Raw genomic sequence first — 22,766 nt, 5'->3', positions numbered from 1 at the left:
GGGGGACTGCGCACGGATGCTAAGCCGGCGATGTGACACGCACGTGTTGCGATGCGGGCTGCGCCGCGCATTCACTGTCACCGTCGTGCAACCGCGGCGCAACCCGCGCGAGACGTACGGAGCCGACACTGCATCCGGCTTCCCGCGAGGATGCGCGATGTCGCGACTCTCGTTCCGCAGCGTGTTCATCTCCGACGTGCACCTGGGCTACGCCGGCTGCAAGGCCCGCTACCTGCTCGACTTCCTGCGCACGCTGCGCTGCGAGCGGCTCTACCTCGTCGGCGACATCGTCGACTTCGAGAACATGGCGAAGCGGCCGTACTGGCATGCGAGTCACGCCGCAGTGATCCGCGAGCTGCTGGCGATCGCCGCGCTAGGCACGCGCGTCGTCTACATCCCGGGCAATCACGACGCGGCCCTGCGCCGCTTCGCGGGCATGCGTGTCGCCGGCGTGGAGATCAGCCTCGACGCGGTGCACGTCGGCACCGACGGCCGACGTTACCGGGTCAGCCACGGCGACGAGTACGACCGTCATCGCGATGCGCCACGCTGGCTGCTCGCGCTCGGCGACGTGCTGCAGGATGTCGTGTGCGCCTCGAACCGGCGCGCGAATGCGTTGTTGCGGCTGCTTGGCCTCGGCTATCGCCCGCTGTCGATCCTGCTGAAGATGCGCATCGGCGCCGCCCGCCGCTTCATCGCCGATTTCGAACGCCGCGTCGCCGCCCAGGCCGGCGCCGACGGGTTCGACGGCCACATCTGCGGCCACATCCACTACGCGAACATGCACGATCATGCCGGCGCGCTCTACATCAATGACGGCGACTGGGTCGAACATTGCACCGGCCTCGTCGAGCACCACGACGGCTCTTTCGAACTGCTGCACTGGAGCGACCGCCGGCTCAGCCTGGCGCGCAGTGGCACGGCCGCCGAGCCATGGCCGTTGCCCGCCGCGGCCTAGCGGGACGCGACAGCCAACACCGCGGAGCCGCGCCGGGCCTGTACCGGGCGCGGCGAACGGATCCCGGGCAGGATGCCCGGTCATCCGCATGAGCGCCTCATATCGGCGGCGGAATCTCGTACACGTGCACCGCGATCGTGCCGGTCGCCGTGCCGCCCTTGCCGTCGGACACGGTGTACTCGAAGTAGTCCTGGCCGAACCAGCCGTGGATCGACGTGTAGTGCACGGTGAAGTCCGGGTTGATCGTGACCGTGTTGTCCGGCAACGGCCCGGTGTGGTTCACCGCGATCACCGTGAGCGGGTCGCCATCGGGATCCGACGCCGCCTGCAGGACGGGGATGTCGATCGATGCGCCCTTGAGCACGCGCACCGACAGCGGCCCCGCCACCGGCGGATGGTTCGGCGTCGTGACGGTCACGTGCACCGTCGCGCTCGCGCTGCCGCCACGGCCGTCGCTGATCGTGTAGGTGAAGCTGTCGTCGCCGACGTAGCCGGCGGCGGGCGTGTAGTCGACGCCCGCGGGCGTCGCGACCGCACTGCCGTGCGACGGTGCGCCGACGCTCGTCACGGCCAGCGTGTCGCCATCGGGGTCGCTGTCGTTGGCGAGCACCGCGATCGGCGTCGCGGGCGCATCCTGCTCGAGCGCGATCGCGTCGTCCTGCGCGACGGGCGGATGGTTGGTGTAATTGCGCGGGCCGAGTGTCGTCGTCTTCGTCGTCTTCTCGAAGCGGTACACGTCGACCGTGCGCTTGTGCTCGGCCGGATTGCGCAACGCACGCTCGATCCAGGCCGGCGGCGCGGCGACGGGCTCCCTCACCCATTCGACCTCGGGGGTGGGCGCGGGCGGCGCCGGTTCGATCGTCTCCTCGATCGTGAGGAACTCGACGTCGACGCGGCGGTTCTTCTGGCGATCGGCCGGCGTGTCGTTCGGGTACGACGGGTTGAGCTCGCCTTCGCCGCGCGCGTCGATCTCGGCGGCGTCGACGCCATGCGCGACGAGGTAACGCTTGGCACTCGCTGCGCGTCGTTCCGACAGCTTCTGGTTGTAGGCGACCGTACCGACCGAGTCGGTGTGGCCGACGACGGCGACGCGGCTCACGCGCGAGGTGGATTTCAGCTTGTCGATGAGTGCGTCGAGCGCGGCGCGCGCGTCGGCGCGCAGGTCCGAATGGTCGAAGTCGAAGAACGCATCGCCGTCGAGCTTGACCTCGTTGCGCACCACCTGCGGCGCCGTCGCCGCGGCGGCCGGGGCGGGACGCTCGACCTGAACCATGCGGTACGGCTCGCGTGCGCGGTAGTTCTGGCCGATGTCGTAGCGCAGCAGCAGCCAGCCACGCGTGTCGCTCCTGTCGCGCTCGAACTCGCCGCCCTTGTGCAGGCTCTCGCCGAGCAGCGACACGCTGAAACCGGTGTTCGCGAAATACTTGTCGAGGCCGAGCGACAACGTCCACTGGTCGGAGTCGTACTTGCCGCGCTCGTAATCGAGGCCGCCGCGCACGCGCAGCAGCGGCTCGTCGAAATACCGGCCGAAACGCACGCCGACGCCGTCGTCGTACGGATGCTCGAACGCTTCGGTGAGCGTCTCGATCGTCTGCGTCTGCGTGTAGTCGCCGTGTTCGTCCGTGCCCGCCAGCTGGGTCACGTCGGTGGCGAGCGTCGTTCCGGCCAGACGCGATCCGGAGGTCGCGTGGCTGAGGTATGCGTCGATCGAGAAATCGTTCCGCTCCCAGCCGACGCCGAGCGTCGCCTTGCGATCCTTCCACGCGTTCTGGTCGAACGCGCCGAATGCCTTGAGCACGCTCGTGCCGCCGGCGCCTTGCGCGCCGGGATCGCCGCGCAGCCAGTGGTAGTCGACCTGCGCGCCGCCGGCGCCGCCCTGTCCGAGCCACAGTTGCGCGAGCCAGGCATGGTCGTCGGTCTTGCCGAGGATGCCGAGGATCTCGCCGAGCACGTCGCCGTCGTCGTCGATGCCGAGCGACACGCGCGCGTTGGCACCGACGTAGGTAATGGGCACGACGCCTTCCGCGGGCGGCGCGGGTTGCGCTCGCGCCGATCCGGCAATGGAGACGACCGACAATGTGACCGTGGACAACGCGGCCCCGATCGCGACCGCGAGCGACTTGCGACGAACCATGACACCCCTCCCGAGCTTTGTGCCGATCCATGCGGAATCCCGGGCGCCGCCGGCGATCGCCTCGCGACGAATGGATTCCGAGCCTGTGCTGCATTCGAAGGCCTCGCGGCCCTGCCCCTGCCCTGGCCGCCACGCGTCCGGCGCGGCGTCTTGCATCGCATGATTATCGCCCATAAATTCCCGCCCGTCCCGCCCGCCCCACATCCCGCACGGGCGTATCATCACCGACCCGCCCCACGGAACCCGCCATGTCGCTCTCTCCCGCCACGCGCGCGCGCATCGAATCGCTGCTCGCCGACCATCACGTCGTGCTGTTCATGAAGGGCACGCGCCACGCGCCGCAGTGCGGCTTCTCGGCGGCCGCGGCCGACCGCCTCAACGCGCTGCTCGAGGACTACCACAGTGTCGACGTGCTCGCCGACGAGGAGATCCGCGCAGGCATCAAGGAATTCGGCCAGTGGCCGACGATCCCGCAGCTGTACATCGGCGGCGAACTCGTCGGCGGCGCGGACATCGTGCAGTCGATGTTCGACTCGGGCGAACTCCATCGCGTGCTCGGCGTCGCCGCACCTGACCGCACACCGCCGCAGCTGACGATTTCCGACGCCGCCGTCGAGAAGGTGCGCGCCGCGCTCGCCGACGCGGGCGACGCCAAGCTGTTCCTCGTCGTCGACGGCCGCTTCCAGCCGCAGTTCCAGCTGCGCGAGCCGGGCGAGAACGACATCGTCGCCGTCGCCAACGGCCTGGAGATCCGTTTCGACGCGGCGAGCGCGCAGCGCGCGCGTGGCGCGAGCATCGACTGGACGCGCACGCCGCACGGCGAAGGCCTCGCGATCTTCCTGCCGCAGGCACCGCAGGCGATCCGCTCGCTCGACGTGCACCAGCTCAAGGAACGCATGCAGGCCGGCGACATCACCGTCGTCGACGTGCGGCCTGAACAGGACCGCGCGATCGCGCCTTTCGCCGGTGCCGAGCCGTTCACGCCGGAAACGCATGCACGCCTCACCGCGCTACCGAAGGACGCCGCCCTCGCCTTCATCTGCCACCACGGCAACTCGAGCCGCAATGCGGCCGAGCATTTCCGCGAGCACGGCTTCACCAACTTGTGGAACGTCGAAGGCGGCATCGACGCCTGGTCGGTCGAGATCGATCCGTCGATCCCGCGTTATTGATCGCCCGCACGTAGGGCGGTACGCGCATCGCGCGTGCCGCCGCTTCGTTGATGGCGGGACTCGCCGCTACGCGGCTCGACCCGCCCTGCTCGCCATTCTTCGCCCGTCCTGACGAACCCATGCAGAAGCTCGCCAGCCTGATCCGCGCGGTGCCGGATTTCCCGACGCCGGGCATCGTGTTCCGTGACGTCACCCCGCTGCTCGCCGACGCGGGCGAGTTCGCGCGCTGCATCGCGCTGCTCGCCGAGCCATGGCGCGAGGCGCAGGTCCAGGCCGTGTGCGCGATCGAGGCGCGCGGCTTCATCTTCGGCGCAGCGCTCGCGACCACGCTCGGCGCCGGCTTCGTGCCGCTGCGCAAGCCCGGCAAGCTGCCGCCTCCGGTGGTCGCGGTCGACTACGAACTCGAATACGCGCGCGATCGCCTCGAGGCCCGCGACGACGCGCTGCGCGCGGGCGAGCGCGTCCTAATTGCCGACGACGTGCTCGCGACCGGTGGCACGCTCTGCGCGGCGCGCGCGGTCGTCGAGCGCCTCGGTGCGACCGTGGTCGGCGCGAGCGTCCTCATCGAACTCGCCGCCCTGCACGGCCGCGCCCGCTGGGGCGACATACCGCCGCTGCACGCGCTATTGTCGTACTGACCCGGTCGGCCGGGTACCGCGAAAAAGCTGAAACACGAAGTACACGTAGGAACGGCGCATTGTCGAAATCAGGCTTTTTGGGGCGCACTCGCGAAAGGCCTGAGCTGCTCGCCCACATCCTGTCCGTTCATTTTTCTTCTTCGTGTTCTTCGCGTCCTTCGTGTTTCAGGCTTCGGCTCCAAGCGCCGCGCAAGACCCGTTCACACCGCGACGCCGAACAGCTTGCCGGTCGCGGCGGTGGCGGCCATCGCGAGCGCGCCCCAGAACAGCACGCGCACGGCACCCGTGATCGCCGGCGCGCCGCCCGTGCGTGCGGCGACCGCGCCGAGCACGCCGAGGGCGACCAGCGCTACACCGGCAACGACCGTCGCGACATGGTCGTTCGGCGCGGGAATGACCGCGAGCAATGGCAGTGACGAGCCCGCGACGAACGTCGCCGCCGACGTCAATGCAGCCTGGATCGGGCGGGCGCGCAGCGTCTCGCTGAGACCGAGCTCGTCGCGCAGGTGGGCGCCGAGCGCGTCGTGCGCCATCATCTGGTCGGCGACTCTCCCGGCAAGTTCGCGGTCGAGACCGCGCCCGACGTAGATGTTGACGAGTTCCTCGCGTTCGCCCGCGGGATCGGTCGCCAGTTCCTGCTGCTCGCGCGTGCGGTCGGCGGTCTCGGTATCCGTCTGCGAACTTACCGAGACGTATTCACCCGCCGCCATCGAGAACCCGCCCGCAACGAGGCCGGCGAATCCGGCCAGCATCACGGCACTTTTCGAAGCCTGGGCGCTGGCCACGCCGACGACGAGGCCCGCGGTGGAGAGGATGCCGTCGTTCGCGCCGAGCACGGCGGCGCGCAGCCAACCGATGTGTTCGCTGCGATGACGCTCGCTGTGGCGGTTCGTGCGCTTGTGTCTGGGCATGTGCAGGACTCCGGTTCAGCGTGACATGCGTCGTCGCGGTCGATCAGGTGTCGTTGTCGTCCTCGAAGCGCAGGTGCTTCACGCTGCGTCCGTTGCGGCGCACCAGCTTGAGCGCCTCGATGCCGACCGTGATGTGCGCCTCGACGAAATTCGCGGTGATCAGCTTGTCGCTCGCCTCGGTCTTCACGCCTTCGGGGATCATCGGCTGGTCGGACACGAGCAGCAGCGCGCCGGTCGGGATGTGGTTGGCGAAGCCGGCCGCGAACACGGTCGCGGTTTCCATGTCGATCGCCATGCAGCGCGTCTTGCGCAGGTAGTCCTTGAACGCGACGTCGTGCTCCCACACGCGGCGGTTGGTCGTGTAGACCGTGCCGGTCCAGTAGTCGTGGCCGAGGTCGCGGATCATCGTCGACACCGCGCGCTGCAGCTGGAACGCGGGCAGCGCCGGCACTTCCGGCAACAGGTAGTCGTTCGACGTGCCCTCGCCGCGGATCGCGGCGATCGGCAGCACGAGGTCGCCGAGCTGGTTCTTCTTCTTGAGCCCGCCGCACTTGCCGAGGAACAGCGCCGCCTTCGGGCCGATCGCCGACAGGAGGTCCATCACGGTCGCGGCATTGGGACTGCCCATGCCGAAGTTGATCATCGTGATGCCGTCGGCGGTCGCATTCGGCATCGGTCGGTCGCGCCCCTGCACGTCGACGCCGTGCCACTGCGCGAACAGCTCGACGTAGTGGCCGAAATTGGTGAGCAGCACATGTTCGCCGAAGCGGTCGAGCGCCGAACCCGTGTAGCGCGGCAGCCAGTTGTTGACGATGTCGGTCTTGTTCTTCATCGACGGATCTTCGCAGCTTCCCGCGGCGCGTCGCAACGATCGCGCGGCGTGGCCGGACAGGGCCGGGCGGGCCGAAGCCTCATCGTTGCCACGCATGCAGCCATTCCCCTGCCGCCGTTGCGCCAGCGCCACGGAATGGCCCGCTTCGCTAGCGGCGAAACGCGGACCATAGCGTCCACAGCGCGAGCGCGCCGTACGCGACCGCGCTGATCGCCCATAGCGTGCCCGCGGCCGCCGCCCATCGCGCGTAGATGACGCCGGGTCGCGGGCGCGCGCGCATCGCGCGCCAGTCCGACAGCGGCGCGCGCAACGACCACGCGAGCGCGGCAAGCCCTGCGCCCGCGGCGATCCAGGCGGTGGCGTGCAGCGGCTGGAGCGGATGCAGGTCGCCGTCGCCGGCGACGAGGGCGCGCATGGCGGCGCTGATCGTCGTGAACAGCGCGAGCAGCAGCGCGGTCGCAAGCGACCGGGCGAGCGTTGCCGCGGTCACGCACACGGCGAGCGCGGCGAGCGCCCACGCGAGCGTCGCGCGCCATTGGCCTGCGCTGCTGAACATCTCGCGCAGGCAGGTGCCGCGCTCGAAGCAGCCACGCGCGCCCGCGCGATGGCGCGCGAGGTCGGCCGCGCGGTCGAGCTCGGGCGTGCGGTAGTCGTTGCCGCCGCGGCGCAACACGACACCGAGCGAGGGAATCGCCGCTACGATTCGCCCGCGACGAGCTCGAGGCGGTGATCGTCGACGGCGGCGCCGCTGCGCAGCCAGTCGATCGGCTCCGCCGCGGTCTTCCAGCCGAGATCGGCCATGCTCCTGCACCAGAACGTGACTTCGATGCCTGGCTCCAGGCGCGCCTCGCCGTGCGATGATCAGGACTAAGTAGATACGTCAGTCGGCGCGGCAACGCACGCTCTTGTCGCGCTCGCCGTCCCACGACATCACGAGACGGAACGGGGCGACCGGCGTGCCGTCGATCGGCGCTCGCGAAAGATTGCGCACCTTCACCGCGACGCGATAGGCATGGAAGCGTCCGATGTCGATGCTCCACAGCCCGGGCGCGACCACCGTGAGCACGCGCCCACGCGACATGTCCTCGCCGGCGACATACAGGTCGAGCAGGGCCGGCGCGAGTGCGGTTTCGATCCGCACCGCGACGATCGCGGCGAGCACGTCGGCGCGCAGCGCGGCGAGCTCCGCCTCGCCGTCGCGACCCGCGTCGATCGCCGCGCCGACGTGGGCGAGCGCCGGCTCGGGCCGACCGAGGAATGCACGCCATGCGCGCGCCTGCATCCAGCGCGCATAGGCTGTTGCGTCATCGTTCTGCTGCAACGCCGCCAGTTCGACGAATGCGTCGTCGCGCGCGGCGTCGTCGATCGGCAGCGGGCGCGCGCGCAGCGCACGCAGCGCCGGGCTGTCGGGCGCCGCCGGCGGCACGTAGCGCGCCCCCTCGTAGCGCGCGGGCCAGAACAGTCCCGCGGCGAAATAGAGCGCCAGGCCGAGCAGCAGCAGGGCGATGATGCGCATGCGATTCCCCCGATCGAGCGCGCATTCTACGCAGGGCCGTGGCCGCGGCGGGCGCGCGCAACAGGCATAATCGGTGTTCCACGACCGGAGGTGGCGACATGATCTGGATCGTTCTGCTCCTCGCGCTCGCGCTGTTCGGGGCGCTCGCGTTCCGCGGTCTCGGTTTCCTCGCCTGGGTCGCCGCGACGGCGACCTGGCTGCTCGGCTGGCGCATCGACGGCGTCGCCCACCCGGTGCTGTTCGCCACCTGCACCGTCGTCGCGGTCGTGCTCGCGCTCGTGTTCGGCCTGCCGCCGCTGCGGCGCGCACTCGTATCGCGCTTCGTGATGCCGGTGTTCGCGAAGGTGCTGCCGCGGCTCGGCGATACCGAGCGCATCGCACTCGAAGCGGGCACGGTGTGGTGGGACGGCGACCTGTTCGGCGGCATGCCCGACTGGCAGAAGCTGCTCGACTTCGCACCGGCACCGCTGAGCGCGGAGGAACAGGCGTTCATGGATGGCCCGGTCGAGGAATTGTGCCGACGCCTCAGCGATTGGGAGGTTTACCAGCAGCGCGACCTGCCACCCGAAATCTGGCGCTACATCCGCGAACAGCGCTTCCTCGGCATGATCATTCCGAAGGAGCACGACGGCCTCGGTTTCTCGGCGGTCGGCCATTCGCGCGTCGTTACGCGCATCGCGAGCCGTTCGGTCACCGCGGCCGTGACCGTCATGGTGCCGAACTCGCTCGGGCCGGGCGAACTGCTGCTTCACTATGGCACCGCCGCGCAGAAGCAGAAGTACCTCGCGCGGCTCGCGCGCGGCGAGGAAATTCCATGCTTCGCCCTGACCGGCCCGGAAGCCGGCTCGGATGCGGCCGCGACGCAGTCGGTCGGCATCGTCGAGAAGCGCGTCGTCGACGGCGTCGAGGTGCTCGGCCTCCGCCTCGAGTGGAAGAAGCGCTACATCACGCTCGCGCCGGTCGCGACGCTGATCGGCCTCGCGTTCCGCCTCAAGGATCCGAACCGGCTCATCGGCGACCGGGAAGATCGTGGCATCACCTGTGCGCTGATCCCTCGCGCGACGCCAGGCATCGAGATCGGCCTGCGCCACGACCCGATGGGCGTGCCGTTCATGAACGGCCCGATCGTCGGCAAGGACGTGTTCGTGCCGCTCGACGAAGCGGTGATCGGCGGGCGCGAACAGATCGGCCACGGCTGGCGCATGCTCCTGGACTCGCTCGCCGCGGGCCGCTCGATTTCCCTGCCGGCACTGTCGATCGGCGCAGCGCAGCTCGCCACGCGCATCTGCGGCGCGTACGCCACCGTGCGCGAACAGTTCGACACGCCGATCGGCCGCTTCGAAGGCATCGAGGAGCCGCTCGCGCGCATCGCCGGGCTCACCTACCTCATGACTGCCGCGCGCACGCTCACCTGCGGCGCGCTCGACGCGGGCGAGAAGCCGGCGGTGATCGGCAACATCTGCAAGGCCTATCTCACCGACAGCATGCGCCAGGTCGTCGCCGACGCGATGGACATCCGCGCCGGCAGCGCGATCCAGCGCGGGCCGCGCAACGCGCTCGCGCGCGCCTGGGACGCGGTGCCGATCGGCATCACGGTCGAGGGCGCGAACATCCTCACGCGGTCGATGATCGTCTACGGCCAGGGCGCGATCCGCTGCCATCCGTTCGTGCAGAAGGAGATCGACGCGGTCGCGAAGAACGACCTCGCCGCGTTCGATCGCGCGATCTTCGGCCACGTCAACCTGTTCGTGACGCGCGCCGTGCGCGCGAAGCTGCTCGCCTGGAGCGGCTCGCGCCTCGCCGGCGTGCCGCGCACCGAGGACACGCACCGCTACTACCAGCACCTTTCACGCTTCTCGGCGGCTTTCACGATCGTCTCGGACACCGCGATGGGCACGCTCGGCGGCTCGCTCAAGCGGCGCGAGAAGCTGTCCGGCCGCCTCGCTGACGCGCTCGCCTACCTCTACCTCGCGAGCGCGGCGCTCAAGCGCTACCACGACGAACCGAAGACGCGGCCGAACCATGCGCTCGCCTGCTGGTCGGCGGAACTGTGCCTGTACCGCATCCAGGAAGCGCTGCTCGGCGTGCTCGACAACCTGCCCGTGCGGTGGGCCGCCGTGTTGCTCAAGCTCGCCATCTTCCCGCTCGGTGCGCGCTTCCGCCCGCCGTCCGACCGGCTCGGCAGCGAAGTCGCGCGCGACATCCTCGAGAACCGCGAGGCGCGCCGCACGCTCACCGCCGACGTTTTCGTGCCACCACCGGAGGAACCCGGCCTCGGTTCGCTCGAAGCCGCGCTCGACAAGGCGGTGCGCGCGATCCCGATCGAGACGAAGCTGCGCGACGCGGTGCGCGCCGGCGCGCTCGATCGCGCGCCGGGTTACCTGCTCGATGACCTCGGCGTCGCCGCGGGCGTCATCAGCGGCGCCGAGTACGACCTGCTCAACGAGGCTCGCGACGCACGCGACGAGGTGATCGCGGTCGACGCGTTCGATCCCGAGGTCTACAAGACACTGCACTGACATGCGCACAGCCACCTGGTATTTCGATTTCGTTTCACCGTTCGCCTACCTGCAACTGCCCGCATTGCGCGCGCTGAGCGAGCGTCTCGCGATCGAGCCGGTGCCGATCGTGTTCGGCGCGGTGCTCGCGCGGCATGGCCAGCTCGGCCCGGCGGAGATCGCCGGCAAGCGCGAGTTCACCTACCGATTCGTGCAGTGGCAGGCCGACCGCGCGGGCGTGCGCCTTCGCTTTCCGCCCGCGCATCCGTTCAACTCGCTCGCCGCGCTGCGCCTGTGCATCGCCGCTGGCGGCGGCTTCGACGCCGTGACGGCGATTTTCGATCACCTCTGGCGTGACGGGTGCGCGGGAACGAGCGCGGGCGAACTCGCCGAGGTCGCCCGCTCGCTCGGCATCGACGATGCCGCCGCCGCGATCGCCGCGGAACCGGTCAAGGCGCGCCTGCGCGAGAACACCGACGCCGCGCTCGCGGCAGGCGTGTTCGGCGTGCCGACGCTCGCGGTCGCGGGCGAACTCTTCTGGGGCAACGACGCGACCCCGATGCTCGAGGACTGGCTCGCCGATCCGTGCGCGTTCGACGGCGAGGAGTACCGGCGCATCGCCGTGCTGCCGATCGGCGTCGAGCGCGCGCGCACCACGCGTGCCGGCGGTGGCAGCGCATCCGCGTAGCCGCACGGCGGCGAGTCCCGCCGGCATGCGCTGCCGCAGGGCCGTCGCGCGCGTCACTCGCCCTGGCCGACGTCGTGCGCGGTTTCGGCGAGCGGCGCCAGCGCCCCACGATGGGTGCTGACGAGGTTGCGGCCGCCACTCTTGGACAGATACAGCGCGGCATCGGCGCGCTCGATGAGGTCGTCGGGCGTCAGCACTTCCGGCTCGAGTACGGCCACGCCGATGCTGAGGGTGAGGCCGACACGCGTGCCGGAGATCAGCATCGGCATCTCCTCGACGCGCCGGCGAATGCGCTCGGCGACGCCCTCGGCGTTCGCGACCGTCGCGCCCGGCAGCACGACGAGGAACTCCTCGCCGCCGTAGCGGCCGAGCGCATCGCCCTGGCGCAGCTCGGTCGCGATCGGCGCGATCACCGCGCGCAGGCACTGGTCGCCGGCGCGATGGCCGTAGCTGTCGTTGACGCGCTTGAAGTGGTCGAGGTCGAGGAACAGCACCGCGAGCGGCCGCTCCTTCTCGCGCGCGGCGAGGAATGCGCTGCGCAGTCGCGCGAGGATCGCGCGGCGGTTGAGCACGCCGGTGAGCATGTCGTGCTCGGCGAGCCGGTGGGCGAGGTCGCGTTCGTCGCGGATCGACACGATGTGGTCCGCGAGGCCGAACGCGAGCACGATCCCCGCGAATGCAAACGCGGCCGGCAGCGCGAACTCGAGCCAGACCGGTTCCGGCCAGTGCAGCGCGAGCTGCAGCGAGCGCACGATGACGAACAAGAGGCCCGGCACCCACGCGCAGAGGTAATAGCCGCCACGGTGGCCGCCCTGCTGCCAGGCGGCGAGGCCCGAGACGAGCAGCAGCGGCGCGAGCAGCAGGAAGGCGAACGCGAGCACGTCTTCGAGCCAACCGGCCGGTCCCGTCCAGGGCGCGAGCACGATCAGCGCCAACGCGAGCAGCGGCCAGCTCGCGCGCGCGAGCACGCGGTCGATGCGCGGCGCCGCATGCGCAAGATCGAGGAACTGGCGCGTGAAGTCGATCGACAGCATCGCGGCGAGCAGGGACATGAGCCAGGTCGCGCGGATGCCGAACGGCGCGAGCCAAGCGAGCGGCGGATACTCGAAGCCCACGCCGAACTCGTAGAACTCGAACAGCACGATGAACAGCATCTGGCCGACGAAGTACGCATACATGCGCTCGCGCAGCACGATGAAGAAGCTCAGCATGACCAGCAGGGTCGCGAGCTGGATCGCCGGGAACAGGATGTCGAGCCGCGCATTGACGATGTCGCGCGTGCGCGCCTGCGCCATGTCGCTGATCATGAGCCGGCGCGGCACGCTGCTCGCCGGATCGATCCAGAGGTAGACCGGTTGGTCGGCGCGCAGGTCGTCGGGCAGCACGATCGAAATCGCGTGGCGCGTGAATTCCCCGCCTCCGTCGGCACGATAGACGCTGCGTTCGACCCCCGCGTAGGCCGGCGGCAGGTAGGCGACGACGGCGAGGCCTTGCGGGTCGGAGATCGTCAGCACCGGCGGGCGCGCGTCCATCCAGTCGCTCGCGAGGCGGATCCGGTACCACTGTCCATGTTCGCGCGACGGCGTAATCGCCGCGTACGATTCAGCGACGAAACGGGCCTCTTCTGCGCCGGCGACGATGCGCGCGGCGCTGCTGCGCGGCAGGTCCGGCTCGCGCCGTTCGACATGCATCGGCGCCTCGTGCGCCGCGGCGCCGATGCCCGAGCACAGCAGCACGAGCGCCATTGCCCGCCCGAGCCACCGCCGTCCTCGCGCTCGATCGTCCAAGAAATGCCCCTTCTTCGCCGTCTCTCCCAGGCAAGCAAGTCGCGGGCCAATCCAGTCCTTGTATGCCTTCTACCGGCGCATTTCCCCGCAGAATTCCCGGACGAGGGCCGCGGCGCGATCGACCGCCACCGAATCGACGTCCAGGTGGGTTACCGCGCGCACGCGCGAGGCGCCCATCGCGACCATGCGCACGCCGCGCGCCTCGAGCGCTGCGACGAACGCGCGCGCGCCGCCGGCCGCCGCGACGTCGAAGTAGACGAGGTTCGTCTCGACCTCGGCCGGCGTGATCGCGATGCCCGGCGCGCCGGCGAGTGCGTCGGCGAAGCGGCGCGCATTCGCGTGGTCTTCGGCGAGGCGCTCGACGTGATGGTCGAGCGCGTATTCGCACGCGGCGGCGATGATGCCGCTCTGCCGCATCGCGCCGCCCCAGCGCAGCTTGATGCGGAATGCCTCGTCGCAGAACGCGCGGCTGCCGGCGAGCACCGCACCGCCGGGCGCGCCGAGGCCTTTGCTGAAATCGATCCAGACCGAGTCGTATCCGCACGCCTGCCGCGCGGCGTCGGCGCGGCTCGCGATGCAGGCATTGAGCAGGCGCGCACCGTCCATGTGCGTCGCGAGCCCCGCCGCGCGCGCCGTCGCGGCGACGTCGTCGAGTGTCGCCTGCGGCCATATCGCACCGCCGCCGAGGTTCGACGTCTGCTCGACCACGACGAGCCGCTGGCGTGGCGCATAGGGCGTGTCGGCGCGGGTCGCCGCGCGCAGCGCGGCCGCGTCGAAGATGCCGCGACGGCCGCCGCTCGGCTCGATCATCACGCCCGCGAGCGCCGCCGGACCGCCGCCCTCGAAGCCGATCAGGTGCGACGTCGCATCGCACAGCACTGCGTCGCCGGGCCGGCAGTGCACCGCGAGCGCGATCTCGTTCGCCATCGTGCCCGACGGCAGGAACACCGCCGACTCCTTGCCGAGCAACGCGGCGCACCGCGCAAGCGGGCGGTTGACGCTCGGGTCCTCGTGCGCGCGCTCGTCGCCGACCTCGGCCGCGGCCATCGCGGCGCGCATCGCCGCGGTCGGCCGCGTTTTCGTGTCGCTGGCCAGATCGATGAAATCGGCGGTCATCCAGGGCTCCGACAGGACGCAGGCGCGCATCGTAGTCCGTTTCCGCGGGCAGGCGCACGCGTCATTCGTCCCGCGCCGGCGCACGGGTTTACGATGCGCGCATGATTCGCGCGATCGCCCTGCTCGCCCTCCTGCCGCTCACCGCCGCCGCGACCGAGGTGTACCGCTGCGCGGGCGTCGAGGGCGTGAGTTTCCAGGACAAGCCGTGCGCTGACGCCACCGAACAGTCGGTCCTCCATCTCGCCGACCCACGGCCGCCGCCCACGGCCGAAACACCGGCACCGGTCGCGGTCGAGGTCGCAGCACCCGCGGTGGAAGCGCCGGCACCGCCACCGCCCGCGGTAGCGCCGCCCACGCTCTACCTGTGCACCGCGACCGACGGCAGTCGCTACGTGAGCGAAGACGGCGTCGGCCGGCGCAGCTGGGTGCCGTACGCGATGGTCGCGGGATCGGGCAAGAGCCTTGCGCAGACCTACGGCCCGGGCGGTGCCGGCGTTTCCGCTCCGGAACTGCAGCATCCGCCGTCGACACCGGCGCGCGCGGATCCGCTCGACGCGGGTTATGTCTGGGTCGTCGACGAATGCCACCACGCGGATCGGGTCGAGGCCTGCGCCTACCTGCGCAATGAACTCGACAAGGTCACCGGTCAACTGCGCCGCGCCTTCAGCGACACCGAAGCGCAACTCGAGCAGGAACAGGCGCAACTGCGCGAACGCCTGCGCGGGTGCTGAGACGACCACAAGCAGTGACAAAGCCTGAAACAGGAAGCACACAGAGCACACCAAGGAAAAGCTTTTCACTTCGTCCTGCTTCTTCGTGTGCTCCGTGTACTCCGTGTTTCAAGCTTTGAGTCTTCTGTCTTGCTCCACAGGCTTCGCTATCGACCCGGCTCAGCCGCGATCTACGACAGCGCGAACGGCGCGCGTGGTGCGTGGCGGCGTTCGTGTTCGAGCAGCCAATGCTTGACGGGGAGGCCGCCACCGAAACCGGTGAGCTTGCCGTTCGCGCCGATCACGCGGTGGCACGGCACGACGATCGGCAACGGGTTGGCCCCGTTGGCGGCGCCCACCGCTCGGCTCGCGGACGGGTCGCCGATGCGGCGTGCGAGTTCGCCGTAGCTGATCGTTTCGCCATACGGGATGCGCGCGAGTGCATTCCAGACCGACTGGCGGAAGCGCGTGCCTTCGGCGGCGAGCGGCAAATCGAATGCATGCAGCTCGCCGGCGAAGTACGCGTCGAGTTGCGCGATCGCGTTTTCGAGGCCGTGGCGGCCGCGCCGCCATGACGGTGCGATGCGATCGCCCTGGCCCGCACGTTCGAACTGGATGCAGCGCAGGCCGGCGTCGTCGGCGGCGAGCAGGAGGCGGCCGATGGGCGTGTCGAGATAGTCGTAACTGATGGACATTGCATTCGACTCCGAGGATTCGATCGCTTTCCGCGCGCAAGAGCGCTGGCAGGATGTTGAAAAAGGCGCTATCCAGCGCTTTTTTTCAACTCAGCGAGTCCGGCGCACGTCCGGACTCGGTTCCGCGATTCAACGCCGTGCGTCGTCGACTCGCGAGCGATCCATCCCTGGATCGCGTCCGCAGGCTGTTTTCAACAGCCTGCTAGCTGCTGCGCCACAACAGCATCACCGCATACGCGCGCCACGGCCGCCATTCCTCGCTGAGGCGCTCGAGTTCGCGCGTCGACAACGTGCGGCCCTGCCCCGCCGCACGGCGCAGGATGAGGTCGGCGGCAGGGAATGCATCCGGCTGAGCGAGCGCGCGCATCGCGATGTAGTGCGCGGTCCACGCGCCGATGCCGGGCAAGGCGACGAGGTCGCGTTCGAACGCGGCGAGCGGCTGCTCGGCGCGGAACGCGAGTCGGCCATCCAGTACCGCGCGTGCGATGCCGCGGATCGTCGACGCGCGCGCGCGGATGATACCTTGTTCTTCGAGCGGCGCATCGACGAGGCGATCCGGTGTCGGGAACAGCACGCCGACGCCGTGCGCCTCGCCGTCCGTGTACGGCGAGCCGTACGTCGCCGCGACGCGCGCCGCGAACGTGCGCGCGGCGGCGACGCTCACCTGCTGGCCGAGCACGGCGCGTACGGCGAGTTCGAAGCCGTCCCATGCGCCCGGCAGGCGTTGGCCGGGCCAGCACCGGACCAACGGCTTCAGCAGCGCGCTGCCGCGCAGCGCGAGTTCGAGCGCGCGCGGGTCGGCATCGATGTCGAACATGCGCTTGACGCGCGCGACGATCGTGCCGACCGCGCTGCTCGATGGATGGTGCACGCGCAACGCGAGCGCGTCGTCGCCGGGGAGTGCGGAGACGTCGAACCAGCCGGGTACACCGTCGATGACGACGCTGCGACGATAGCTGCGTTCGTCGACCGCCTCGACGCCGGGAATCGTGCGGCGACCGTAGAAGCCGAGCAGGTGTTCGACATCGTACGGCGCGCGATACGGCAGGCGCAGCACGAGCTCGTCCGCGCCCGCGGGCGCGCGGCCGCGGCGGAAGTCTCGTGGCGGCTTGCCGTACGTCGCGACGAACGCCGCATTGAAACGACGCAGACTCGCATAGCCGGATGCTTCGGCGATGCGCGCGATCGGCATCGCGGTTTCGGTGAGCAGTTGCTTGGCGAACAGCAGGCGGCGCGTCGCCGCGACGTCGAGCGGGCTCGCGCCGAGCTCCTCGGCGAACACGCGGCGCAGATGGCGCTCGCCGACGCCGACGCGGGCGGCGAGTTCGGGCAGCGAACCCTCGTCGAGTGCACCCTGCTCGATCAACCGCAGCGCACCCGCGACGAGTTCGCTCTTCGCACGGTGCAACGGCGAACCTGGCGCTGCTTCCGGCCGGCAGCGCAGGCATGGGCGGAAGCCCGCCGCGGACGCGGCCGCCGCGCTGTCGTAGTAGCGGATGTTTCGCGCACGGGGCGACGGCGCCGGGCAGACCGGCCGACAATAGATGCCCGTCGATGTCACCGCGATGTAGAACAGGCCATCGAAACGCGCATCGCGCGTGAGGCGCGCCTGGTCGCAGACGCGCTGATCGAGGGAGGTGGTGGGGACGGCGGCGGCTTGCATGCGACGATGCTAACGCAGGCGGTCGGATCCGACTCGCCGTTTTCGGCTGTGGTTGCCGTCACCCGAATGGTCCTTCGACTCCGGCCTGCGGCCTGCGCTCAGGGCGAACTGATATGGAATCCACCTTGTGGCCGACCGCAGCGTCGCAATGCGCCGGCGCGCCTCGGTCGCGCACAGGGTGCGCTCAAAACCCGTATCGCAGGAACCCTCCATCCACCGCGATGCACTCGCCGGTCACGTAACTCGACGCCGGCAGGCACAGGAACGCGACTGCCCCCGCAACCTCCTCCGGTTCGCCGATACGACCCATCGGCGTGCGCAGCAGCACGTCGTCGAGATAGTCGGGATCGGCGAGCTTGCCCTCGGTGCGGCGCGTGCGGATGTACCACGGGGCGACAGCGTTGACGCGGATGCCGTCCTCGGCCCATTCGCAGGCGAGGTTGCGCGTGAGCTGGTGCAGCGCAGCCTTGGTCAGGCCGTACGGCGCACCCGTGCGCACATGCACGAGGCCCGATACGGAACCGACATTGACGATCGCAGCATTGCCGTGTTCGGCGAGGTGCGGGTGCGCGAGGCGACACAGTTCGAACGCGCTGAGCACGTTGAGGTCGACCAGCGCGCGCACCTCGTCGAGCGTGTAATCGAGCGCGGGCTTCGATTCGTTGCCGCCGACGTTGTTGACGAGCAGCGACAGCTCGACGTCGAGGTCGGCGATCCAGTCGAATACCTCGAGGCGCTGCTCCTCGACGGCGACATCGGCGTCGCACGCGAAGAATTCACTGTCCACGAATTCCTCGGCGAGGTCCGCGCGCGCCTGTTCGAGGCGCACTTCGTCGCGCGCGACGAGCAGCACGTCCGCGCCGAGCGCGGCGAGTTCGCGCGCGCACGCAAAGCCGATGCCCTGGCTCGCGCCGGTCACGAGCGCGGTGCGGCCGTCGAGCCGCCAGCGTGACGCCGTCGTCATGCGTGGGTCCTCCTTCTTGTGGCCGGCGCCGGCCGCGATGCAGACTCTAGCGGATACCGCTGCCGGGAGTCCGCCATGAACCGCACCGTCCTGCTCGCGAGCCTGATGCTCGCCCTCTGCGCCTGCGGCGGCAAGACCGATCCGGAGGCGCCGAAGGCCGAGTCGGCGGCGCCCGCCGCGGCGAAGCAGAAGACCGTGCTCGACGACCAGCTCAAGGCGCTGGAGAAGGCGAAGGCCGTCGAGCAGCAACTGCAGGACGAAAAGGAACAGCACGACAAGGACATCGAGGCGAACGGCGGCTGAGCGTCGGGGCCCGCCTCGCCTCGTACGCGCGCTCCCCATCGCGCGTTTGGTGCGCTGCGCTTTGCACCACGCCGGCACAAGGTCTAGTCTCGGCGACAGCAACACTGTGCGTTTCCAGAGGGGACCGTAGTGCAGCCGACCGATACGCGTGACCCTGCCTATTTCCACAAGGTCGTCGATTGCCAGTGGGCCTGCCCGGCCCATACGCCGGTCCCCGAGTACATCCGCCTGATCGCGGCCGGACGCTACTCCGACGCCTACCTCGTCAACTGGAAGTCGAACGTGTTCCCCGGGATCCTCGGGCGCACCTGCGACCGGCCCTGCGAGCCCGCTTGCCGGCGCGGCCGCGTCGAGGCGAGCGCGGGCGGCACGCCGGAGCCGGTCGCCATCTGCCGCCTCAAGCGCGTCGCGGCCGACTTCAAGGACGACATCCGCGCACGCTTGCCCAAACCCGCCGCTCGCCGCAACGGCAAGCGCGTCGCCTGCATCGGCGCAGGCCCCGCCTCGCTCACCGTCGCGCGGGATCTCGCGCCGCTCGGCTACCACGTGACCGTGTTCGAGGCCGACGCGAAGGCGGGTGGCTTCATGCGCACGCAGGTGCCGCGCTTCCGCTTGCCCGAACGCGTCATCGACGAAGAGACCGGCTACATCCTCGACCTCGGCGTCGACTTCGTCGGCAGCCGGCGCATCGAATCGCTCAAGGCCCTGCTCGCCGAAGGCCACGACGCGGTGTTCGTCGGCTGCGGCGCACCACGCGGGCGCGACCTCGACCTGCCCGGCCGGCGCGAAGCGGCCGCGCACATCCATGTCGGCATCGACTGGCTCGCCTCGGTCTACTTCGGCCACGTCGAGAAGGTCGGCCGGCGCGTGATCGTGCTCGGCGGCGGCAACACCGCGATGGATTGCTGCCGCTCGGCGCGCCGACTCGGCGGCGACGACGTCAAGGTGATCGTGCGTTCGGGCTTCGACGAGATGAAGGCGAGCCCGTGGGAGAAGGAGGACGCGATGCACGAAGGCATCCCGATCCTCGACTACCGCGTGCCGAAGGCGTTCGTGCACGACGGCGACCGCCTCACCGGGATGACGTTCGAAAAGGTGCGCGCGGAGCGCGACACGAACGGCCGCCGCACACTCGTGCCGACCGGGGACCCCGACGAGCTGTTCGAATGCGACGAAGTGCTGATCGCAGTCGGCCAGGAGAACGCATTCCCGTGGATCGAGCGCGACATCGGCATCGCGTTCGACCCGCGTTGGGACATGCCGGTCGTCGACGCCGCGACGATGCAATCGAGCCTGCCGCACGTATTCTTCGGCGGCGATGCCGCATTCGGCCCGAAGAACATCATCTGGGCGGTCGCGCACGGCCACGAGGCGGCAGTGTCCATCGACAAGCTGCTGTCGGGCGAGGACGTGCGCGAGCGACCCGCGCCCGCGGTCGAGATGATCTCGCAGAAGATGGGCATCCACGAGTGGAGCTACGACAACGACGTTTCGCCGGACGAGCGCTACAAGGTGCCGTGGGCTGACGCGGACCGTACGCTCAAGAGCATCCAGCTCGAGGTCGAACTCGGCTTCGATGCCGAAACCGCGTGGAAGGAGACGCAGCGCTGCCTCAACTGCGACGTGCAGACCGTGTTCAGCGAGCGCGTCTGCATCGAATGCGACGCCTGCGTCGACATCTGCCCGATGGACTGCATCACGTTCACGCAGGATGGCGTCGAGGACGAACTGCGCAGGCGCCTGTCCGCGCCCGCGCTCAACACGTCGCAGGACCTCTACGTGTCGACGCCGCTCAAGACCGGCCGCGTGATGGTCAAGGACGAGGACGTCTGCCTGCACTGCGGCCTGTGCGCCGAGCGCTGCCCGACGGGAGCGTGGGACATGCAGAAGTTCCTGCTCGGCATCACGCACGCGGGCGAGGGTTGCCGCTCCGGTGCGCCGAAGGAGAAGGCGGCATGACGCCACGGCCTCCTGACCCGATGACTGCGGTCAACGACTTCGTCGTCAAGTTCGCCAACGTCAACGGCTCCGGTTCCGCATCCGCCAACGAACTGTTCGCGAAGGCGATCCTGCGCATGGGCGTGCCGGTCAGCCCGCGCAACATCTTCCCGTCCAACATCCAGGGCCTGCCGACCTGGTACGAGGTGCGCGTGAGCGGCGACGGCTGGCTCGGCCGGCGCGGCGGTGTCGACCTCATGGTCGCGATGAACCCGCAGACCTGGGACGCCGACGTCAGGGAGATCGAACCGGGCGGCTATCTCCTCTACGACTCGACGCGCGCGCTGCCGAAGTCGAAGTTCCGCGACGACGTCCATGTGATCGGAATCCCGCTCACCGACATCTGCAACCGCGCCTGGACCGATCCGCGCCAGCGCCAGCTGTTCAAGAACATCATGTACGTCGGTGCGCTGTCGGTGCTGCTCGACATCGACGTCGCGATCATCGAGCGCCTGCTCGGCGAGCAGTACAAGGGCAAGGAGAAGCTGCTCGACGCGAACAGGCAGGCGCTTCACCTCGGCCGCGATTATTTCCTTCCTGCGGATCCGTCCGCGACAGACCGGCCATCCATGGCCGGACCAGTGGATTCTCATGCGGATCCCTCCGCGAGGAACCGGCCATCCATGGCCGGACTTTTCAACAGGGCTCAGTTCGGGTTGCGCGTGCAGCACGCGGACGGCGTCGGCGACCGCATCTTCATCGACGGCAACAGCGCCGCCGCGCTCGGCTGCGTGTACGGCGGCGCGACCGTCTGCGCGTGGTATCCGATCACGCCGTCGTCCTCGCTCGCCGAGGCGTTCCAGAAGTACTGCATGAAGTACCGCGTCGATCCCGACACCGGCGCGAACCGCTTCGCGATCGTGCAGGCCGAAGACGAGATCGCCTCGATCGGCATGGTCGTCGGCGCGGGCTGGAATGGCGCGCGCGCGTTCACCGCGACCTCGGGCCCCGGCGTCTCGCTGATGACCGAGTTCATCGGCCTCGCCTACTTCGCCGAAATCCCGGTCACGATCATCGACGTGCAGCGCGGCGGGCCGTCCACGGGCATGCCGACGCGAACGCAACAGGCCGACATCCTTGCCTGCGCGTACGCTTCGCATGGCGATACCAAGCACGTGCTGCTGTTCCCGTGCGACCCGACCGAGTGCTTCGCGTTCAGCGCCGACGCGCTCGACTTCGCCGACCGCCTGCAGACGCCGGTGTTCGTGATGACCGATCTCGACATCGGCATGAACCAGCGGTTGTGCGCGCCATTCGCCTGGGACGATGCGCGCAGTTACGACCGCGGCAAGGTGATGACCGCGGCCGAACTCGAGTCGGGCAAGGACTTCGGCCGCTACAAGGACGTCGACGGCGACGGTATTCCGTACCGCACATACCCGGGCACGCACCCCGACAAGGGCGCGTATTTCACCCGCGGCACGTCGCGCGACCCGTACGCGCGCTATTCCGAGCGCGGCCCCGACTACGTGTACAACATGGAGCGCCTGCTGAAGAAGTTCGAGACCGCGAAGTCGCTCGTGCCGCAGCCCGTGCTGCGCAAGGCGGCGCGGCCGACCACGCTTGGTGCGATCCATTTCGGTTCGACCGCGCCGGCGATGGACGAGGCGATCGTCGCGCTCGAGCGCAACGGCGTGCACCTCGACACGCTGCGCGTGCGCGCGTTCCCGTTCGCCGACGCGGTCGCCGAGTTCGTCGCGGCCCACGAGCGCGTGTTCGTCGTCGAGCAGAACCGCGATGCGCAGCTGCGTTCGATGCTCGTCAACGAATTCGGCATTGATCCCGCGCGGCTCGTGCCGGTACTGCACTACGACGGCACGCCGATCACCGCACGCTTCATCCCGCGCGCGATCGAACGGCAGATCGGCGCGCAGCGGCCGCGCGAGGCGGACAAGGTGGCCTGAGTGAATACCCTGTCGCCGTCGTTGCAGTCGTTGTTCTCCGTCGTCATCCCGGTCCTGGTGCTCGCCGCACTCGTGCTGCTCTGGCGGCGCGACCGCTCGGGCTGGCTGATCGTCGCGATCGGCGCTGAAGTGGTCGGCCTGCTGTTCCGCGTCGCGCTGATCGTGCTGCCCGAGCTCATGCAGTCCGCACCGCTGATGTTCTCGGCGTGGACCCTGTCGGCCCTCGTGTTCGCGATCGGCCTGCTCGGCTATGCGATCGAAGTGAACGGGAAGCGCTGA

At 69.6% G+C, this 22,766-nt stretch carries 20 protein-coding genes; 10 read left to right on the top strand and 10 right to left on the bottom strand.

All coding sequences use genetic code 11. The features are described 5' to 3' along the window. The first annotated feature begins 157 nt into the window (after positions 1-157). A complete protein-coding gene (locus tag ACTHK2_RS12375; RefSeq protein WP_440246025.1) occupies positions 158-958 on the top strand; it encodes a UDP-2,3-diacylglucosamine diphosphatase in 801 nt (266 codons plus the stop codon). 97 nt (positions 959-1,055) lie between these two features. Here ACTHK2_RS12375 and ACTHK2_RS12370 read toward each other — a convergent pair whose 3' ends face one another. Further along, complete coding sequence (locus ACTHK2_RS12370) at positions 1,056-3,092, bottom strand: Ig-like domain-containing protein (RefSeq protein ID WP_440246023.1); 2,037 nt, start codon at positions 3,090-3,092, stop codon at positions 1,056-1,058. Between the two features lie 248 nt (positions 3,093-3,340). On the opposite strand from ACTHK2_RS12370, the gene grxD reads away from it, so the two are divergent. Both grxD and ACTHK2_RS12360 read left to right on the top strand, forming a co-directional pair. Beyond that, positions 3,341-4,264: a Grx4 family monothiol glutaredoxin gene (grxD, locus tag ACTHK2_RS12365; RefSeq protein ID WP_440246022.1), complete on the top strand. Its 924-nt coding sequence runs from the start codon at positions 3,341-3,343 to the stop codon at positions 4,262-4,264. A 119-nt stretch (positions 4,265-4,383) separates the two neighbouring features. After that, complete coding sequence (locus ACTHK2_RS12360) at positions 4,384-4,902, top strand: adenine phosphoribosyltransferase (RefSeq protein WP_440246021.1); 519 nt, start codon at positions 4,384-4,386, stop codon at positions 4,900-4,902. Between the two features lie 200 nt (positions 4,903-5,102). On the opposite strand, the gene ACTHK2_RS12355 is transcribed toward ACTHK2_RS12360, so the two are convergent. The 4 genes from ACTHK2_RS12355 to ACTHK2_RS12340 all read right to left on the bottom strand — a co-directional run bounded on the left by ACTHK2_RS12355 (position 5,103) and on the right by ACTHK2_RS12340 (position 8,161). After that, entirely contained in the window at positions 5,103-5,813 is a 711-nt protein-coding gene (locus ACTHK2_RS12355; RefSeq protein ID WP_440246020.1) for a VIT1/CCC1 transporter family protein, read from the bottom strand. 43 nt (positions 5,814-5,856) lie between these two features. Continuing rightward, positions 5,857-6,645, bottom strand: coding sequence for an AMP nucleosidase (locus ACTHK2_RS12350; protein WP_440246019.1), 789 nt, complete (start codon positions 6,643-6,645; stop codon positions 5,857-5,859). A 148-nt stretch (positions 6,646-6,793) separates the two neighbouring features. Next, positions 6,794-7,318: a hypothetical protein gene (locus ACTHK2_RS12345; protein WP_440246018.1), complete on the bottom strand. Its 525-nt coding sequence runs from the start codon at positions 7,316-7,318 to the stop codon at positions 6,794-6,796. A 207-nt stretch (positions 7,319-7,525) separates the two neighbouring features. Next, a complete protein-coding gene (locus ACTHK2_RS12340; protein ID WP_440246017.1) occupies positions 7,526-8,161 on the bottom strand; it encodes a hypothetical protein in 636 nt (211 codons plus the stop codon). A gap of 98 nt (positions 8,162-8,259) precedes the next feature. Here ACTHK2_RS12340 and ACTHK2_RS12335 point away from each other — a divergent pair, with 98 nt between their 5' ends. Next, entirely contained in the window at positions 8,260-10,680 is a 2,421-nt protein-coding gene (locus tag ACTHK2_RS12335; protein ID WP_440246016.1) for an acyl-CoA dehydrogenase, read from the top strand. A 1-nt stretch (position 10,681) separates the two neighbouring features. Further along, positions 10,682-11,347, top strand: coding sequence for a 2-hydroxychromene-2-carboxylate isomerase (locus ACTHK2_RS12330; RefSeq protein WP_440246015.1), 666 nt, complete (start codon positions 10,682-10,684; stop codon positions 11,345-11,347). A gap of 53 nt (positions 11,348-11,400) precedes the next feature. On the opposite strand, the gene ACTHK2_RS12325 is transcribed toward ACTHK2_RS12330, so the two are convergent. Then, positions 11,401-13,092 (bottom strand): sensor domain-containing diguanylate cyclase, encoded by a 1,692-nt coding sequence (locus ACTHK2_RS12325; RefSeq protein ID WP_440246014.1) that lies wholly within the window; start codon positions 13,090-13,092, stop codon positions 11,401-11,403. 111 nt (positions 13,093-13,203) lie between these two features. Beyond that, the gene (locus ACTHK2_RS12320; protein ID WP_440246013.1) at positions 13,204-14,250 is read right to left on the bottom strand and encodes a threonine aldolase family protein; all 1,047 of its coding nucleotides are present in this window, start codon (positions 14,248-14,250) and stop codon (positions 13,204-13,206) included. A 101-nt stretch (positions 14,251-14,351) separates the two neighbouring features. On the opposite strand from ACTHK2_RS12320, the gene ACTHK2_RS12315 reads away from it, so the two are divergent. Next, positions 14,352-14,981 carry a DUF4124 domain-containing protein gene (locus tag ACTHK2_RS12315; protein ID WP_440246012.1) on the top strand — a complete coding sequence of 210 codons (630 nt, stop codon included), beginning with the start codon at positions 14,352-14,354 and terminating at the stop codon, positions 14,979-14,981. Positions 14,982-15,151: 170 nt separating this feature from the next. On the opposite strand, the gene ACTHK2_RS12310 is transcribed toward ACTHK2_RS12315, so the two are convergent. The 3 genes from ACTHK2_RS12310 to ACTHK2_RS12300 form a co-directional block, all read right to left on the bottom strand. Continuing rightward, positions 15,152-15,655: a methylated-DNA--[protein]-cysteine S-methyltransferase gene (locus tag ACTHK2_RS12310; RefSeq protein ID WP_440246011.1), complete on the bottom strand. Its 504-nt coding sequence runs from the start codon at positions 15,653-15,655 to the stop codon at positions 15,152-15,154. Positions 15,656-15,857: 202 nt separating this feature from the next. Continuing rightward, on the bottom strand, positions 15,858-17,318 hold the full coding sequence (locus ACTHK2_RS12305) for an AlkA N-terminal domain-containing protein (RefSeq protein WP_440246010.1): 1,461 nt from the start codon (positions 17,316-17,318) through the stop codon (positions 15,858-15,860). Between the two features lie 184 nt (positions 17,319-17,502). After that, complete coding sequence (locus ACTHK2_RS12300) at positions 17,503-18,282, bottom strand: SDR family oxidoreductase (RefSeq protein WP_440246009.1); 780 nt, start codon at positions 18,280-18,282, stop codon at positions 17,503-17,505. 75 nt (positions 18,283-18,357) lie between these two features. Here ACTHK2_RS12300 and ACTHK2_RS12295 point away from each other — a divergent pair, with 75 nt between their 5' ends. From ACTHK2_RS12295 to ACTHK2_RS12280, 4 genes are all read left to right on the top strand, one after another. Next, a complete protein-coding gene (locus ACTHK2_RS12295) occupies positions 18,358-18,585 on the top strand; it encodes a hypothetical protein (protein ID WP_440246008.1) in 228 nt (75 codons plus the stop codon). 129 nt (positions 18,586-18,714) lie between these two features. Beyond that, complete coding sequence (locus tag ACTHK2_RS12290; protein WP_440246007.1) at positions 18,715-20,544, top strand: FAD-dependent oxidoreductase; 1,830 nt, start codon at positions 18,715-18,717, stop codon at positions 20,542-20,544. Continuing rightward, a complete protein-coding gene (locus ACTHK2_RS12285) occupies positions 20,541-22,487 on the top strand; it encodes a 2-oxoacid:acceptor oxidoreductase subunit alpha (RefSeq protein WP_440246006.1) in 1,947 nt (648 codons plus the stop codon). The genes ACTHK2_RS12290 and ACTHK2_RS12285 overlap by 4 nt, the downstream gene beginning before the upstream one ends. Continuing rightward, positions 22,488-22,766 (top strand): hypothetical protein, encoded by a 279-nt coding sequence (locus ACTHK2_RS12280; protein ID WP_440246005.1) that lies wholly within the window; start codon positions 22,488-22,490, stop codon positions 22,764-22,766. It abuts the gene before it with no gap.

It is taken from the genome of Dokdonella sp., from assembly GCF_051958935.1.
Lineage (GTDB): Bacteria > Pseudomonadota > Gammaproteobacteria > Xanthomonadales > Rhodanobacteraceae > Dokdonella_A.
This window is presented reverse-complemented; position numbering and strand designations above follow the sequence as displayed.

Coding starts and splice junctions, on each gene's coding strand:
- ACTHK2_RS12325 (WP_440246014.1), bottom strand. CDS start 13,092: ATGGCGCTCGTGCTGCTGTGCTCGGGCATCGGCGCCGCGGCGCACGAG.
- ACTHK2_RS12315 (WP_440246012.1), top strand. CDS start 14,352: ATGATTCGCGCGATCGCCCTGCTCGCCCTCCTGCCGCTCACCGCCGCC.
- ACTHK2_RS12350 (WP_440246019.1), bottom strand. CDS start 6,645: ATGAAGAACAAGACCGACATCGTCAACAACTGGCTGCCGCGCTACACG.
- ACTHK2_RS12330 (WP_440246015.1), top strand. CDS start 10,682: ATGCGCACAGCCACCTGGTATTTCGATTTCGTTTCACCGTTCGCCTAC.
- ACTHK2_RS12295 (WP_440246008.1), top strand. CDS start 18,358: ATGAACCGCACCGTCCTGCTCGCGAGCCTGATGCTCGCCCTCTGCGCC.
- ACTHK2_RS12360 (WP_440246021.1), top strand. CDS start 4,384: ATGCAGAAGCTCGCCAGCCTGATCCGCGCGGTGCCGGATTTCCCGACG.
- ACTHK2_RS12320 (WP_440246013.1), bottom strand. CDS start 14,250: ATGACCGCCGATTTCATCGATCTGGCCAGCGACACGAAAACGCGGCCG.
- ACTHK2_RS12300 (WP_440246009.1), bottom strand. CDS start 18,282: ATGACGACGGCGTCACGCTGGCGGCTCGACGGCCGCACCGCGCTCGTG.
- grxD (WP_440246022.1), top strand. CDS start 3,341: ATGTCGCTCTCTCCCGCCACGCGCGCGCGCATCGAATCGCTGCTCGCC.
- ACTHK2_RS12285 (WP_440246006.1), top strand. CDS start 20,541: ATGACGCCACGGCCTCCTGACCCGATGACTGCGGTCAACGACTTCGTC.
- ACTHK2_RS12310 (WP_440246011.1), bottom strand. CDS start 15,655: ATGTCCATCAGTTACGACTATCTCGACACGCCCATCGGCCGCCTCCTG.
- ACTHK2_RS12375 (WP_440246025.1), top strand. CDS start 158: ATGTCGCGACTCTCGTTCCGCAGCGTGTTCATCTCCGACGTGCACCTG.
- ACTHK2_RS12355 (WP_440246020.1), bottom strand. CDS start 5,813: ATGCCCAGACACAAGCGCACGAACCGCCACAGCGAGCGTCATCGCAGC.
- ACTHK2_RS12370 (WP_440246023.1), bottom strand. CDS start 3,092: ATGGTTCGTCGCAAGTCGCTCGCGGTCGCGATCGGGGCCGCGTTGTCC.
- ACTHK2_RS12340 (WP_440246017.1), bottom strand. CDS start 8,161: ATGCGCATCATCGCCCTGCTGCTGCTCGGCCTGGCGCTCTATTTCGCC.
- ACTHK2_RS12335 (WP_440246016.1), top strand. CDS start 8,260: ATGATCTGGATCGTTCTGCTCCTCGCGCTCGCGCTGTTCGGGGCGCTC.
- ACTHK2_RS12305 (WP_440246010.1), bottom strand. CDS start 17,318: ATGCAAGCCGCCGCCGTCCCCACCACCTCCCTCGATCAGCGCGTCTGC.